Annotated in this window: 16 protein-coding genes and 1 pseudogene; 5 read left to right on the plus strand and 12 right to left on the minus strand. The window is 45.5% G+C overall.

From position 1 onward, the window contains the following. Nucleotides 1-38: 38 nt before the first annotated feature. The 6 genes and pseudogenes from C8268_RS18215 to C8268_RS18230 all read right to left on the minus strand — a co-directional run bounded on the left by C8268_RS18215 (nucleotide 39) and on the right by C8268_RS18230 (nucleotide 4,628). Nucleotides 39-1,610 (minus strand): MDR family MFS transporter, encoded by a 1,572-nt coding sequence (locus C8268_RS18215; RefSeq protein WP_106768979.1) that lies wholly within the window; start codon nucleotides 1,608-1,610, stop codon nucleotides 39-41. Between the two features lie 5 nt (nucleotides 1,611-1,615). Continuing rightward, nucleotides 1,616-2,563: an ABC transporter ATP-binding protein gene (locus tag C8268_RS23220; protein ID WP_234032992.1), complete on the minus strand. Its 948-nt coding sequence runs from the start codon at nucleotides 2,561-2,563 to the stop codon at nucleotides 1,616-1,618. After that, entirely contained in the window at nucleotides 2,538-2,810 is a 273-nt protein-coding gene (locus C8268_RS23225; RefSeq protein WP_234033007.1) for a hypothetical protein, read from the minus strand. Before C8268_RS23225 ends, C8268_RS23220 begins: the two co-directional genes overlap by 26 nt. Further along, a pseudogene (locus tag C8268_RS23230) lies at nucleotides 2,696-3,154 on the minus strand (energy-coupling factor ABC transporter ATP-binding protein); the annotation flags it as partial. The pseudogene C8268_RS23230 and the gene C8268_RS23225, both read right to left, overlap by 115 nt. A 4-nt stretch (nucleotides 3,155-3,158) precedes the next feature. Further along, on the minus strand, nucleotides 3,159-3,737 hold the full coding sequence (locus tag C8268_RS18225; protein WP_106768981.1) for an ECF transporter S component: 579 nt from the start codon (nucleotides 3,735-3,737) through the stop codon (nucleotides 3,159-3,161). 132 nt (nucleotides 3,738-3,869) lie between these two features. Next, nucleotides 3,870-4,628, minus strand: coding sequence for an energy-coupling factor transporter transmembrane component T family protein (locus tag C8268_RS18230; protein WP_106768982.1), 759 nt, complete (start codon nucleotides 4,626-4,628; stop codon nucleotides 3,870-3,872). A gap of 321 nt (nucleotides 4,629-4,949) precedes the next feature. Here C8268_RS18230 and C8268_RS18235 point away from each other — a divergent pair, with 321 nt between their 5' ends. Beyond that, nucleotides 4,950-5,930 (plus strand): alpha/beta hydrolase, encoded by a 981-nt coding sequence (locus tag C8268_RS18235; RefSeq protein ID WP_106768983.1) that lies wholly within the window; start codon nucleotides 4,950-4,952, stop codon nucleotides 5,928-5,930. Nucleotides 5,931-6,007: 77 nt separating this feature from the next. On the opposite strand, the gene C8268_RS18240 is transcribed toward C8268_RS18235, so the two are convergent. Beyond that, nucleotides 6,008-6,304, minus strand: a complete 297-nt coding sequence (locus C8268_RS18240) for a hypothetical protein (protein WP_106768984.1) — start codon at nucleotides 6,302-6,304, stop codon at nucleotides 6,008-6,010. Between the two features lie 519 nt (nucleotides 6,305-6,823). Beyond that, nucleotides 6,824-7,474: a hypothetical protein gene (locus tag C8268_RS18250; protein ID WP_106768986.1), complete on the minus strand. Its 651-nt coding sequence runs from the start codon at nucleotides 7,472-7,474 to the stop codon at nucleotides 6,824-6,826. Between the two features lie 421 nt (nucleotides 7,475-7,895). Here C8268_RS18250 and C8268_RS18255 point away from each other — a divergent pair, with 421 nt between their 5' ends. After that, nucleotides 7,896-8,375 carry a GAF domain-containing protein gene (locus C8268_RS18255; protein WP_106768987.1) on the plus strand — a complete coding sequence of 160 codons (480 nt, stop codon included), beginning with the start codon at nucleotides 7,896-7,898 and terminating at the stop codon, nucleotides 8,373-8,375. Between the two features lie 91 nt (nucleotides 8,376-8,466). Beyond that, nucleotides 8,467-8,823 carry an AMP-dependent synthetase and ligase gene (locus tag C8268_RS18260; RefSeq protein WP_106768988.1) on the plus strand — a complete coding sequence of 119 codons (357 nt, stop codon included), beginning with the start codon at nucleotides 8,467-8,469 and terminating at the stop codon, nucleotides 8,821-8,823. 83 nt (nucleotides 8,824-8,906) lie between these two features. Here C8268_RS18260 and C8268_RS18265 read toward each other — a convergent pair whose 3' ends face one another. The 4 genes from C8268_RS18265 to C8268_RS18285 all read right to left on the minus strand — a co-directional run bounded on the left by C8268_RS18265 (nucleotide 8,907) and on the right by C8268_RS18285 (nucleotide 12,620). Beyond that, the gene (locus tag C8268_RS18265) at nucleotides 8,907-9,674 is read right to left on the minus strand and encodes a MerR family transcriptional regulator (RefSeq protein ID WP_106768989.1); all 768 of its coding nucleotides are present in this window, start codon (nucleotides 9,672-9,674) and stop codon (nucleotides 8,907-8,909) included. Nucleotides 9,675-9,901: 227 nt separating this feature from the next. After that, nucleotides 9,902-10,714: a C40 family peptidase gene (locus C8268_RS18270; RefSeq protein WP_420094288.1), complete on the minus strand. Its 813-nt coding sequence runs from the start codon at nucleotides 10,712-10,714 to the stop codon at nucleotides 9,902-9,904. A 646-nt stretch (nucleotides 10,715-11,360) separates the two neighbouring features. Then, complete coding sequence (locus C8268_RS18280; protein WP_106768991.1) at nucleotides 11,361-12,131, minus strand: pirin family protein; 771 nt, start codon at nucleotides 12,129-12,131, stop codon at nucleotides 11,361-11,363. 207 nt (nucleotides 12,132-12,338) lie between these two features. Then, the gene (locus C8268_RS18285) at nucleotides 12,339-12,620 is read right to left on the minus strand and encodes a hypothetical protein (RefSeq protein ID WP_106768992.1); all 282 of its coding nucleotides are present in this window, start codon (nucleotides 12,618-12,620) and stop codon (nucleotides 12,339-12,341) included. A 219-nt stretch (nucleotides 12,621-12,839) separates the two neighbouring features. On the opposite strand from C8268_RS18285, the gene C8268_RS18290 reads away from it, so the two are divergent. Further along, complete coding sequence (locus C8268_RS18290; RefSeq protein ID WP_106768993.1) at nucleotides 12,840-13,541, plus strand: response regulator transcription factor; 702 nt, start codon at nucleotides 12,840-12,842, stop codon at nucleotides 13,539-13,541. Beyond that, nucleotides 13,538-14,530: a sensor histidine kinase gene (locus C8268_RS18295; protein ID WP_106768994.1), complete on the plus strand. Its 993-nt coding sequence runs from the start codon at nucleotides 13,538-13,540 to the stop codon at nucleotides 14,528-14,530. Before C8268_RS18290 ends, C8268_RS18295 begins: the two co-directional genes overlap by 4 nt. Nucleotides 14,531-14,617: the final 87 nt, after the last annotated feature.

Here is a 14,617-nt window from a genome sequence, read left to right on the forward strand (position 1 = left end):
CATGGATCGGCTTTTCGTTTATATAAACGTGGTCTAGATCAAGAAGCGGTTGAAGTGCTCCATTCATCGCTGTTGTCTTTATCCTCAGGCTTAGGAGGTCTGTTATTGAAGCGGGCAACGATCATAAAACAAGCCAAGGCGATAACCGCCATTAGAATAAACAGCGAGTTCAAGCTGCCCTCCAATACTTCCTTCAGCAGCCCTCCCGTTTCTGCCGGCAAACTCATTTCGCCATGTGGTGAAAGGAGCTTGTTAATATCTTCGCTGCTGATTGCTCCACCGGATGGCTCTTCGGCAATCCGCCTTGCGATGCTGCTGTTCAGCCATGTTCCAAACACAGCTACCCCCACCGTCTGTCCCAAAGTCCGAATAAAAGTGTTAAGCGCCGTAGAGGCTCCTCTTAGTTCATAGCTAACGGAGGATTGAGCAATAATTGCAAATAGCGTAGAAATATATCCAAAGCCGATGCCATAGATAAATGTACATATTAACATAAATGCCCACGGCGTTCCTTCATGAATAAAGACGAATCCGATTGCACCGATGACCAGACCGATCACGCCGATAAGCGCTGTTTTACGAGAGCCGGTCTTGATGATAAGCCTTCCGCTCGCTACAGATCCAAACAACCAGCCGAAAGACATCGGGGCAAGCGTTAATCCCGACATCGTTGCATTACCGCCTTTAACACCTTGAATCCAAAGCGGCAAATAGGTGCTCAAACCGATCAGCAACGCGCTGACAAGCAAATTGGCGAGCGTGGATACCGAAATATCGCGGATTCGGAACAATTTCAGGGGCACCATCGGTTCTTTCGCCCGCGCTTCCACAAACAAAAAGGCGATTAGCAGTACAATCGATGCGATGATGATGCTTATCATCATTGGCGAGGACCATGGATAAGCCTGTCCCCCGGCTGCGAGAGCAAAGAGCAGCAATGTCATGCCGACAGTAAACAATCCGGCTCCCGCAAAGTCGATCGAAACGGATCGTTTTACTTTTTTTTCTTCCAAATAACGATAGATAAGCCAGATCGAAATGAGCCCGAACGGCACATTAAAACCGAATATCCAGCGCCAGGATAAATAGTCTACAAAATATCCTCCAAGCAGCGGACCGACCAAAGAAGATATCCCCCAAACGGAACTGAGAAGACCTTGAATCTTTCCGCGTTCCTCCAGCTTGTATATGTCTCCGATAATGGTGAAGGTGACGGGAATGACTGCACCTGCGCCGATTCCTTGAATCGCACGAAAAACAATCAATTGAGTCATGCTTTGCGAAAAGCCGCACAACAAGGAGCCGAGCAAAAACACGACAGAACCGTACAAAAACACAGGCTTCCGGCCGTATAAATCGCTGATTTTCCCGAAGATTGGAGTGGTCACAGCCATTGTCAGCAGATAGGAGGTGAAAATCCAGCTCATCAAGCTGACACTTCCGAAACTGCTCACAATGGCAGGCCCTGCCGGTCCTACAACCGTCCCTTCAATAGCAGCAAGAAACGTTGACAGCAATATGCCTGCCAGAATAAAGCTGCGTTTTGACTGATTTAAAGTATTCACGAATTGCAATTCCCCTTTACCAAGAAGAAAGTTCTTGTACAACATTTCTATTATAGTAGTTCGGGGGAAAGAAGGACAGATAACATTTTTCCATCTTTCAATGTCAGCAGCGTATCTGCCTCTAGGTAAAACATTTCGGGATCATGTGTGATCATGAACATGGCTGCGCCTTGGTCACAGGCCGAACGGCATAATGCAATCAATTTGGAAATCCCGTTATAATCCATACCTGACGTCGGTTCGTCCATAATATACAGTTCCTTAGGCACGATCAATTGACTGATCACACTTAGCAGCCTTTTCTCTCCTCCACTGAGCAGATAAGGTGACACATCGGTCTTATTATGAAGCCCAGCTGTTCGAAGCAGATGATCGGCACGCTGCTTTTCTTCTGCGGTCAGCTCCGGACGCCGGGAAGGAGGAAGCCCGCCATGCAAGCTGTACGTGAGCTCTTCCCATACGGTTGGAGCGGTAAAGGTATGTTCCGGTTGTTGAAACACATACCCGATTTTTTCAGCCATGCGGTAAACGGGAACGCCGGCTGTGTCCTTCCCTTGCCACCGTATACGCCCTTGGGGAGTGGGCAAAAGCCCCATCAAAATTCGGCTTAATGTCGTTTTGCCCGATCCGTTCGCTCCGGTGAGCAGCGCCCATTCACCAGGGTGCAAGGTGAATTGCACGTCCTGCAGCGCCTGCCTGCCGCCGGGATAGGTGAAGTCAAGCGACTTCACCTCCAGCAGTGCGCTTGCCTGCCCCGGGGCGGCGCTATACGGCGCTGCAAGCTGGCACTCGGCGGCGGCACGCTCTGCTGCCGCCGCCCGGGGGGGCCCTGCCTCCGTGAAGCGAGGAGGCAGCAGCCCCAGCTCCGCCAGCTGTACACTGCAGCGGCGGAGCAGCGCCTCTGGCGGCCCGTCGAGCACGACGGTGCCGCCGTCCAGGACGATGACGCGCTGCGCTGCGCGCGCGACATCGTCAAAGCGGCCGGACGCGGTGACCACCGTCCGGCCGTCCTCCTGCAGCGCCTTGGCCAGCTGCAGAAAAGACGCCTGCGCCGCCGCATCCAAGCTGGCGCAGGCATCGTCGAAGACGAAAAGCCGCGGCTGGAGAGCCAGCACGGCGGCTATGGCGGTGCGCTGTCGCTGCCCCCCGGACAGCGAGCGCACATGATCCTGTCTGCGGTCTATCAAACCGACCGCAGACAGGGAATAAACGATCCGGCGCTCGATTTCTTCCGGATGCTCGCACATGTTCTCCGGGCCGAAAGCCACTTCATCCTCGACGATCCCTTGCACAAGCTGGGCATTCGGGTCTTGAAACAGGATGCCTACGGCCCGGGCCACTTCAGCAAGGGCGGCTTCTGCCGGGTCCATCCCGTCCAGCAGCAATATCCCTTCCCTTACGCCGCCCCCGCTGCGTGGAAGAAAACCGCTCAAAAGCTGGCACAGCGTAGACTTCCCGCTGCCGCTCGCTCCGATTACAGCAATTCGCTGACCCGCTGGAATAGTAAGAGAGATGTTTTCTATCGCAGGCTGATTTTCCCCTTCATAGCTGTATGTAAGATTTTCGCAAGTTACACCCGCTCCGGACATTCGCTTAATCCTCCGTGCCCAGAGCGAACCGGCGCAGAAGCCCTGTACGTTTTAATGCATCTCCCAAAATTTTAACGAGAAGACCGCACAGGAACACACCGCTTAAGATACGGACAAACAGCGCTATCATAAGCACACTGGTTGGCCAAGCGGTATATCCAAACATGTTGGCGGCAAATAAAAACCAGAGCGGCACCAGAGCGCCGCCAGCAAACATCATCACCCCTGTTCCCCAGCGCTTATAGCGAAGGAATGCAAACAAAGCCTCGGCCACGACCATATAACAGGCAGCTGCAACAAAAGCGGACGCAATCCCGTATACCGGACCGGTCAGCGCCTGAATCGTTCCACCAATGCCGTAGGTAATCGCTGCGGTACCAGGTTTACGAATAATGTAGTAAGCAAGCAAGCCGTAAACGATGTACAAGCCCGTTGTCATTGAGGTTGCTATTGGACCACCCAAGCTCGTAAGAAGTTTGTTCACAGGACCAAGATAAACAGTGAGCACGGCATTAACGGCAGCAAGCATAGCCATCAGCACAATGTCCAGAGTTGTAAATCGATTGCGGGATGAAGTTTTCATGAGAACCCTCTCTTTCATAAACCGATAAATAATTTTCAATACCCATCTATAATGCTGAACAAGCTCTGGTCATTATTTTGCCTTTTTACCCGCCATTCGTCAACCTGTTTTTCAGAATATAAGGTTAACAATTCAGGCAGACCACCACGTCCATACCGTGAATAGAGCGGCAATAACAGCTATTAAAGGTCCCCAGACAGGGATACGAATCGTTTTGCGAAACGTACGTTTCGAATAAGCTCCAAAGCCTTTCGATTCCATCGCTCCGGCCGTCTGCTGAACACGCCGCAAACTGTTTAACAGCACGGCAGCGACAAATTTCCCCCACCATGATAGCTTCGGCACGATCCCTTTCGGCACACGATGTCCTCGAACCTGTTGAGCCGCACGAATGCTCGTTCCCTCCTCCTCAAGAATGGGAAGAAACGTCAGCGCAGCTGAAATCCCAAAGGCAAAACGATAAGGGATATGAAGTCTTCGAACCAATTCAGCAACCAACTCCTGCGGATCAGTGCTTACGATATAAGCCATTGAGGACACAAATAATGTGATCATCCTCAAACTCATTTCCCCTGCCTGGTTTACGGATTGAGCCGTCAATTTTAAAGGTCCCCATTGAAACCACACTATCTCTCCAGGCACAGTGAAAGCTGTTAATATAAAATAGGGGATAGCCACGACGGCAATGAGCTTGACTCCCCTCATCAGATGACGAAAAGATATTCCTCCAGCCCATCTCGCTGTCAAAACACACCCTATCAATAAAATCGCTTGTAATAAGGCTCCCTCCCACAGCATCGCTACTACAGCGACACACATTAGAACAGCCAGTTTACTTAAAGGGTCCCAGCGATGTAAAATCGAGTTTCCCTGCACATATTGAATCAGCATTTCCTATCTCCTTTCCTTTCTTTGCAATCACACCGCTTGCCTGCTTGCTGGTTCGATCAGATCCTGAAATGTTTAAAAAAAGTTGACTTGTCCTCCGTGTTTTCGGTGATACTATGGTCTATATAGGAATGAAATCTTCTCACATTTTTCGATCACATTTTGATCATATTAAAGGAAATACCATGCTTTTGGAATTTGCATGATTCTTTGGTTCAGTCACCGGGGCAGATGCTTCTATATTGAGTCAAACGGCATATTCTCGTCAATATCAGATTCCTCCACCCCGGTTCAATTCAACGGAAAAAAGGAGGATTGTTCTTGATGTACATCACGATCCTAATATTGTTGTTTTTGGCGATTCTCGCGGTCGGCATTACGCATTTTGGATTTCTGCAGATCACTCAAATGAAAGTCAAGAATGACCTCAGCCTGTTCGCCATATTGGAAAGTCTCGGTCTGTACAGTCGCGATCGCTACGAAGCTTTGGTCAAAAAGGAAGTAATACTTTCAAGTATCGACGGACTGAAACTGAGCGGCGCTGCCATTGAGCTTTACCCGAACTCCAAACGTTGGATCATTATTGTACATGGCTACACTGGCTCCCGCGCCGTATCTACCCAATTTATCGATATGTTTACCGATGAAGGGTTCAATGTACTTCTTATCGATCAGCGCCGTCATGGACGCAGCGAGGGGCGCTATACCACTTATGGTTATTATGAAAAATATGATATTCAGACCTGGGTAAACTGGCTGATCGAACAGCATGGCCCCGGTACCGAAATCGGCCTTCACGGTCAATCCTTGGGTGGTGGAACGGTTCTCGAGTATCTGTCAATTGCCGCGCCTCAGGTTAAACTTGTTATTGCAGATTGCCCTTATTCAGATCTGTCGGACCTGATGAAGCATCAGATTACAACACTTAACAAACTTCCCACCATACCTTTTTTTCGCTGGGTAAATAACCGGATTCGCAAAAAAGCCGGATTCAGTTTTGAACAGGTTAGCCCGATCCGCTCCGTTCGTGAAAGTGATCTTCCGGTCATGTTCATCCATGGAGACAATGATACGTATGTACCGACTCGAATGAGCCAGGAGATGTATGAGGTCAAGCCCGGTCCCAAAAAGCTGGTGCTCATTGAAGGCGCTATTCATGCGAACGCTTATCATATCAATCCTCATCAATATCGCAAGGAAGTACGTGCTTTTCTCCATGAACATATGGGAAAGCCTCAAGAAGATACAGCCGCTGAGCCATCTCCTTCTGACTTTTTTAAAGAGAAAACACTGGAATCTGTATAAAAATAGCCCCCGAAGAGGCATGTTAAAGCTCTCTTTCGGAGGCTATTTTTTACTGCGGACTTAGTCCGTCGGCTATTTTACCCTGTTTTCTTTCGCTTTACCGGCTTAAGCACTTCGCTGGTTAACTCTTTCAGCTTTCTTTGAATTTCCTTAAATTCTTCGATTCCAGCGCCTGTAATACTGTATCCATCCCCATGAGAGGTTAAAAAATTTTCTTCTGTCAGCCGCTCCAGCTCCTGTTTTACCTCCCGATCGCCGACCTTGTACCCGAGCCGCTCCAATTCAGGCTGCATATCACTGACTATGAGGTCACGCTGATGGGCTTGATAAAGCATATGGATGCCGATAAACAAATTCTGTACATCTGCTCGCATTCGTTCTCTCCCTCCACTCTTCAGGCTAACGAATTTGGATTCACCACTTATTACCCCGCCAGGTAGCTCAGGAATCAGCCGATTAGGACAAGCAATACTTAGGCACTTCTGTCTGTAATGTCTCATAAATTTCATTTGAAATCGTTTCTGAAGCAGCGGTGATTTCTGCTGATCCACGAAAAAAAGCCGACAAAAAGCCGGCCCTTTCAACTAATAATTTTTATTGAATTTATTTTGAAGTTGACTTTTTCATTTCAATATAAGTTCGCAGCGCGACTCCCAAATTGATGACTAATGGAAAAAGTATAGTCGTAGAACCATAATAAGCATAAATAAGGACTAGAGACAAAGAAACTAATAATGTTACGACTAGTAACAATTTTGTGTCGTCAAAAGTACCTTTAAACATTTTCTTTGATAATATTTTGATCCCAAACATACCTAGAACAGTGTAAATCAAAATCAACAGAGTTATTAAACTAAACGCTAAGAATAAATACATTATTCCTCCTAACCAAGTCAACCTTTATTTGAAGTGATGTTGTAGTAAAGGGCATAATGGAAATTAATGGTAACTCCATACCCAACGTTATTGTAGCTTATGCTATTACCAATAGATACGTACCACAAATTTAGTATATAACTAATAGCTTGAGCAAGTTTGGCTGGAGGAGCTGGAATCAAACCCAATACTGCAGTTAATGCAGCACCAGCTGATCCGCCATTTGTAAAAGCATAAGCTAAATCTTTGGATTCTTGATCTGTTAAAGTAAGAGCATATCCCCAAGGGTAAAAATTCCCAAAAGCCATCGTAGAAAATTCCGGAGATTGGGGAGGAGTATAGTTTACAGGCACCACACTACCATTTTCAATCTTGAAGGCTCCTGTTTTCAAATTATCATTTATGACATCTACGCCTCTTTGGTAAACTTCATACACTTCATCTGAAATAACAGATTTGCTTTCTGGATTGATATAATACAAATTATCATCGCCAACAATAATATATTCTCCCATCACATCAATATTCTCAAAAACTTTTGATGTCAAGGTCGATGATTCCTGAGAAACTGAAACTTGTGGTGCTGAGTCGGCAAAAATAGATGTTGGTGCCATAGCCGACCCAAGCATACTTAGTGACAATGCACTTGCCAGTAATGTCCTCTTCATTTTTAAATCCCTCCTAAATATTTTACTTACATTAATGTTATTTCTACAAAAAAATAACATCACCTCTATTATTACTTTAAAATAACAAAAAATAGGACTATTTTCCTACAAAAAATCTTAATCGATTAAGATTAAGAAATTCAATAATGGCAGCAAATGAAGTAATAGTAAGACACCACGGTTGCGGGCCGTAGGCCCATAGTTCGCCCAGAATCAGGTAATCGCTACGTTACAGTTCTGACTAATATTTTACGGACCTACTATCTATGAAGTCGAGTTTAAAGAACTTTCATGAAAGAGTCCAACCGCCAAATCCTCAAATTCGGTTATTTGGAACGTGGCGACTGATTGACAAATTCCCCGCCCGTATACTATCTTAAGTAAATTAATAACAATCTAAAGCATAAGAGGTGGATCGCCCATGTTTCAAAATATACCCTATGAAGGCACTCGCAGTGAACAATTCGCTCAAGTGCTCGATCAGTTAAAGGCACTTATTCATGATGAGCCGAATGCGATGGCTAATCTGGCCAACGCCTCCGCTCTTCTCAATCATTTTCTGCAAGAGATCAACTGGGTCGGCTTCTACCTCTATGACGGTAAAGAGCTGGTGCTCGGACCTTTTCAAGGCCTTCCTGCCTGTATTCGTATCCCGATGGGCCGGGGCGTGTGCGGAACGGCTGCAGCCGAGCTAAGCACGCTCGTAGTTGAAGATGTACATGCCTTTCCTGGCCACATCGCCTGTGACGCCGCATCCAATAGTGAAATTGTTATTCCGCTTCTAAAGGATGGGCAGCTGTACGGGGTGCTGGATATCGACAGTCCTATCAAAAACCGCTTCGATCAAGAAGATCGGGAGTTTCTGGAGCGCTTTGTTCAAATTTTGGAAGGACAACTATAATTTTTTATCGATTTCATTTGAATAATTTGTGTATTCCTTCGCACACTAAATGAGGGCTGAAACCCACTAACTAAAGGAGGACTACACAAACATGTATCAATCCAATAATCTTCAAGTTTCCCAGCAAATTCGCCAGTGTGAGCAAATGCTTCAACAGCTGAGCCAACAAACCCAACAGGCTTCAGCGATGTACCAGCAATTGCTTCAGCAGGAGCAGCAAAACGCAACGCGTCTGGATGAAATTGCGCAGCGTGAGCGCCAGGCTGCTCAAATGATCCAGTCCGCGCTCCAAGGACATCATCAAGCTATGCAGCAATATCAGCAAATTTCCAATCTGGTGAAGCAGGTTGAGCAGTCCGTTCAAACCCACAACCAGTCCCATAATATGAACAATTACCAGCCTTCTTATGGTCAAGGGTATTCAAACACACCGCAAAGATTTCAATAATTTGACATTCGCTCATCAATTGCAGATGACTTGTCACCAAAAGCCGTCCGATATGGGCGTCTTTTGTTTTTCACTCCTTTATGCTACAGCTTCTGCTCTGCAAAAATTTTTATACCGTCCCGTAAATATTCAGCTAAACGCGGGTGATAGCCGGCATAAAGTTTTTTGAAGTCTCCATGGTCTACATAAAGGTCCCCCAACCCGCTGTAAATGTCTTTTGTTGGCGTATAGAAATGACATACCCAATCATAATGCCGTTGGATGATGCTCTGAACAGCCTGACTGCCTGGCTCCTTGCCATCTTCCATCGCTTTGCACAGATCTATATAAATGGCATCCGATTCCTTCTGAGTGTTGATATAGTCTTTTTTGGACCATGTTCGCAAGTCATCACGCCGCTTGTCTTTAAAAGACTCTGTCTGTTCACTTCGCTCTATATTGACTGCCTTGTCATCCTGCTCCTGCTTTATCGGATCAAAACCGTCATAAAGACGCCTGTGGTCCATGTTCACTTCATTTCCATTTCGAAGTTCTTGCAGCGTGTAATCAATTGTATGGATTAAAGTTTGAATGCAGATCGCTTTATCGATCAGGCGCTGCTTATGAGTCTGAAGTAAACGGATACGGTCCTGGTCCTGTGTCATAAGTGTCCCAATTTCGGCCAAAGAAAAATCGAGCTCACGATAGAACATCACCTGCTGGAGACGGAAAAGCTGCTCTGTTTCATAATACCGATAACCGCTAGAAGAGACGTTAGATGGACTTAACAGGCCCATCTTCTCATAATAATTTAAGGTTTGTACACTTACGCCGGATATGCTGGATAAATCTTTTATGCTATAAGCCTTCAAAGGTTCACCTCCATCCTTATTTACATATCGTCAAATAACGGGTTCATTCCGATAATTAGGTTCAACCGTTTTTCAGCTCAATTAAACACATTCACGGATCGATGCAAGCGTCAATCTTGTGACGGATGGCTCATTTTTACATCAAAAAACGCGGATGAAAAGCTGTTTGAAGCTTTCCATCCGCGTTTAATCCATGATAGTATTTATAAATGATTACAGTTCAGTTATTAAACTACGCTTCCGCCAAAGAGGAAACGGTTTTTCCAGGACTGGCTGAATTCGCCAACCAATACTCCGCCGGACTCTTTGGAGTACGTATGCAAGAGTTTATTGTCTCCAAGGTAAATAGCCACATGGGTAATGCGTTGTTTGGACTTGTCCAATCCTGCATAGCTTGAAGCCGATGAGCCTTTGTAGCTCATGAAGAATACGAGGTCACCACGTTTCAATTCGTTAATACTGTATACATCGGTTCCTTTTTCCTTAATCCATGCTCCTTGCTTACGGGAGTCGGATGGAAGCTTGATGCCTGTACCTTCCAAATATGCTTGACGAACAAAATCAGAGCAGTCAAAAGTGGTAGTCGTACTCCGGTCTGACCCGTATTCATAAGGAGTGCCCAAATATTTCATGCCGGCACTGATTGTTTTCTCTACAAGCACATCTCTGGAAGACATTTCATCAGCATTCGTGTTTTTATCGTTATTGGAGGAGCTTTCTCCAGAGCTTGAGCTGCCTGTTGGCACAATGTATTTTGAAGAAGCGTAGCCTGTTTTCCCAGACTTTGTCTTCACTTGATACCATTTGCTATTGGTCTTATTAATAATTTCAACATTTTCGCCTTTATAAATTCTGGACACGACTTCCCCTGAAGTCGATGGCTTGCTTCGCAAATTGACATTCGCATTAGCTTTTCCTTGCTGTACGCTGACCTGCACATTAGATGCTGCATCAGCGTATGTAGTTGCTGATCCATATGCGAAAGACCCCATAAACGTTGCTGTCAAAAGAGCTCCAGCCATCACTTTTTTCCAATTCATTTGCATATGATGTAAACCTCCTGAGTTGTAATGAATTTGTAACCTGCAAACGTGTTTCGTCTTTACGTCCCCCATTATAGACATGCTAAAACGATAGATGAATGGTCCTTTTTTCACAAATAAGGAACCAATTAATTCCATTCAATAGGTCTTTAGTCCCTTTTTCGACGTAATATTGGGTGTGTAGGATTATTAAAGGAATGTAATCTACAGATTAAAAAAATGTAACTTTTAAATTGTTCCAATTCTGTTCGAGTCATCTTTCCATTAGAAGAACTTCTATCGAAGTCTTTCAAAGATGAGTAATCGCGGTCGCCATTGCTGACCTTACGTCGTCCATTACGCTTAACTGCAAATGTACATTATAAAGGGTGAGGATTCGATTTTTGGGGAAATTAACTGCAAGAGTGCAGTTAAAATTTAAGCTTTTCGCCAAAAAGGTCATATCGTGCGGAATCAAATGTATTTTTGCAGGTAAACTGCCAAAAAGTGAAAATATGGGTGTTTTAAATGTACTTTTGCAGTTAAAGAGTTACTTAGATAAAGCTCTTACTTCCTCCAGGAACTTATACTCTCTGGTATGTATAAAAAAACTGCAAACACCTGACGGTGATCGCAGTTCTTTTGAAATCATATATGTAATCGTTTATGGTTTTTTCGGATATAGAGGGTAGCCTGGATCGTCAGGCACATCGATCAAAATCATTCTCAATGTATCACTTGCCTCAAGTCGAAGAAGTTCATCATGATCCGAGCAGAGCAGAACAAAATCCTTATGGTGAAACGACAGCTCGTCTCCCTCAGATTGCCCGCCCCATGTTCCTTGGCCCCGAACAGCAAGCGCCGCCAGTGCGCGTCCTTTCTTCAACTTGTATGAAATGCTTTTGCCTTCCTTCAGGTGAACATCATACATATGGACATCGACTGATAAATCTGCCGGAGACCGATCCCCGATGACCGTCTTGCGTACGATACCTTCCTCCCGTTCCATATGGAAGTCATGATGGTGATACCGCCTGTAAGACGGATTTTGTTTCAAAGAATCCCGCAACAGCGGTTCAAACCAGATCTGAAATCCTTCCACATTCGGACCAATAAATCGCTCCTCATGTTGAATTCCGGACCCTGTACGCATTAACTGCAAGCCACCGGCCTCCACCTCACTTTTAATGCCAAGCGAATCAGCGTGACTCACTTTGCCTTGAATCATATAGGTGATGATCTCAAAGCCTTGGTGCGGATGCAATCCTATATATGCCTCAAGAGGTGAGTGAAACCAGGACCAATAAAACAGCGGGCCTACTCGGATTACAGCAGAGCCCTCTCCCGAAAGACCGATCGGCTTCGATTCCGTCATTCTGCCCCTGTCGAGTGTTCCTCTGCCTTGCTTTTCAGGCGGATACACCGTCCCTTTCATGTCCTGACTCCTCCTTATTTTGAGTTATTGTAATTCAAACTCATGATATCTTATATTAAGATATTATGGAATTAATAACGCATTCTATTCACGGCGGAAGGAATGAGGACAGCAAGGTTGGTTAAAGCCTGCTCCGCACAACAATAGGGACTGTCTACTTGATGGATGCAGTTCAAGTTCTGGACAGTCCCTTGATGTTATATTTAATTATGAAGTTCCATTTCTTAATTGTCGGTATTGTCGGTCATTGATCACCGGGTGGTAATCATGTCTCTCCTTGAACTTTCTTGTCAGCAATCTCCATTCTGATTTGTTTTCAACTAAGCCCTGTATGTTACCGCTCATGGCATAATCTGAGTAAGAATTAAACGTATAGGTTTTGGGTTCATATTTTTGGTTGCTCCATGAGAACCCCCATATGAAAACAGTTCCCATAAACAAAGCCGCGATCGATATCCATAACGCCTTTTTATTGTTTATGATCTTCATTAAACTTCACCCCTCAACCTAATACATATAACACCTACTTTACATAAAATTGGATTCAATAACATGTAGTATACCATGATTCATTCTTTGGTTACAGTTATTATTTTGCAAAAAGCCCCTTCCTTTATCGTGACGCCTGTTCGTATTTTTCCTTCTCAAGCGACAATTTGGTACAATTACATCGATACGTATGTACGCTTAAAGAGGAGATTTATCGATATGTTTAAAATATTCATCGTCGAGGACGACTATACGCTGGTTAGCCTGCTCAAGGAGCATCTTCACAAGTTCGGTTACATGACCCAATCCGTCGATGACTTTGAGACGGTGCGCAGCCAATTTGAACAGTACGATCCGCAGCTCGTTCTTCTGGACGTCAATTTGCCTAAATATGACGGTTATTATTGGTGCCGCCAATTCCGCAGCATCTCCAACTGTCCGATCGTGTTCATTTCTGCCCGTGATGGCAAGATGGATCAGGTGATGGCACTGGAAAACGGTGCAGATGATTATATTACAAAGCCTTTTGATTACGAGATTGTTATGGCCAAAATCAAAAGCCAGCTGCGAAGAGCCTACGGCTCTTATGCATCGGCAAATAATGAGCGTTCGCTCACGGTTGCCGGTCTGACTCTGAACGTTGATCGGCTCACCCTGGCGCTTGGCGATACCCAGACTGATCTCAGCCATACCGAGGCTCAAATATTGGACGAGCTCATGCAGCGCTCCGGACAAGTCGTCAGCCGGGATCGGCTGCTCGAAAAAATATGGGATGATCAGATCTTTGTAAATGATAATACCCTTAACGTTTATGTGACCAGAGTACGTAAAAAGCTTGCCCAACTCGGTATTGAAGAAGGGGTTCAGACGATCAGAGGACGGGGTTATCGCCTGAGTCCGAATTGGAGTGAAGAGATATGAAATTGTTCCTGCGCGAGCAGCGGCCACTTATCTTTATTTACCTGGCCCAGCTTCTCATCGTTACGTTGATCTATTGGCTGGACGGTTACAGAAATATGTCCGTCAGCATCTATGCATGCCTGATCAGCGGCAGCTTGCTGCTTGGCTACCTCATTTTTCGCTTTATTGCCAATCGTTCATTTTACAAAAGATTAGAACAACCGTATGCTTCTCCTGAACCGCTTCAGAGAGAATTCTCTGGCGAACCTTCTCAAACCCCGCTCGCTGAGGCGCTGCAGCAGGTGCTGCAGACTCAATTCCGGCATTACACAACCGATCTGCACAACTATAAACATCGAATTGAATCTCATATCCAGTTTATCAATCAGTGGGCTCATCAAATGAAGACCCCCATATCCGTCATTCATCTAATCCTGCAGAAAAAGGACGATCCCGACTCTACAGCGATCGGCGACGAGCTTGACCGTCTAAAGAAAGGGCTTGACCTGGTGCTATATACTGCACGACTGGATACGTTTGAGCGGGACTTCTGTGTCGAAACTCTGCAACTGGAGCAAATTGTGCGCTCGGCGGCATCGGAGCAAAAGCGCCTTTTTATACGGCGGAGAATCTTTCCATCTATTGATGTAGACCCAGCATTAACGATCACTTCCGATGAAAAGTGGTTGTCCTTTGTTCTCTCACAGCTCATTACCAACGCCATCCGTTATACGCCGAACGAACGAGGAACATTATTTTTCACAGGCTATCGTCAGAGCGAAGAGGTTATTCTGGAGCTCAGAGATGAGGGGATCGGCATTCCCGAGAGCGATTTGCCGCGTGTTTTTGATCCTTATTTTACTGGAGAAAACGGAAGGCGTTTCCAAGAATCAACCGGAATGGGGCTGTATCTGGTTCAACAAATTTGCAGCAAGCTCGGTCATGGTCTCCACATTGAATCTGTTGTTGGTGAAGGAACGACCGTCCGTATTACATTTCATAATGCTTGAACCTTACAGAGTTGTAAGATAACTGTAAGCTATCGTCATAGCGTTAGACCGGTATACTGTTCTACAATGAATATTGCGAGGCAAGGA

The organism is Paenibacillus faecalis (assembly GCF_900289175.1).
GTDB lineage: Bacteria > Bacillota > Bacilli > Paenibacillales > Paenibacillaceae > Paenibacillus_AQ > Paenibacillus_AQ faecalis.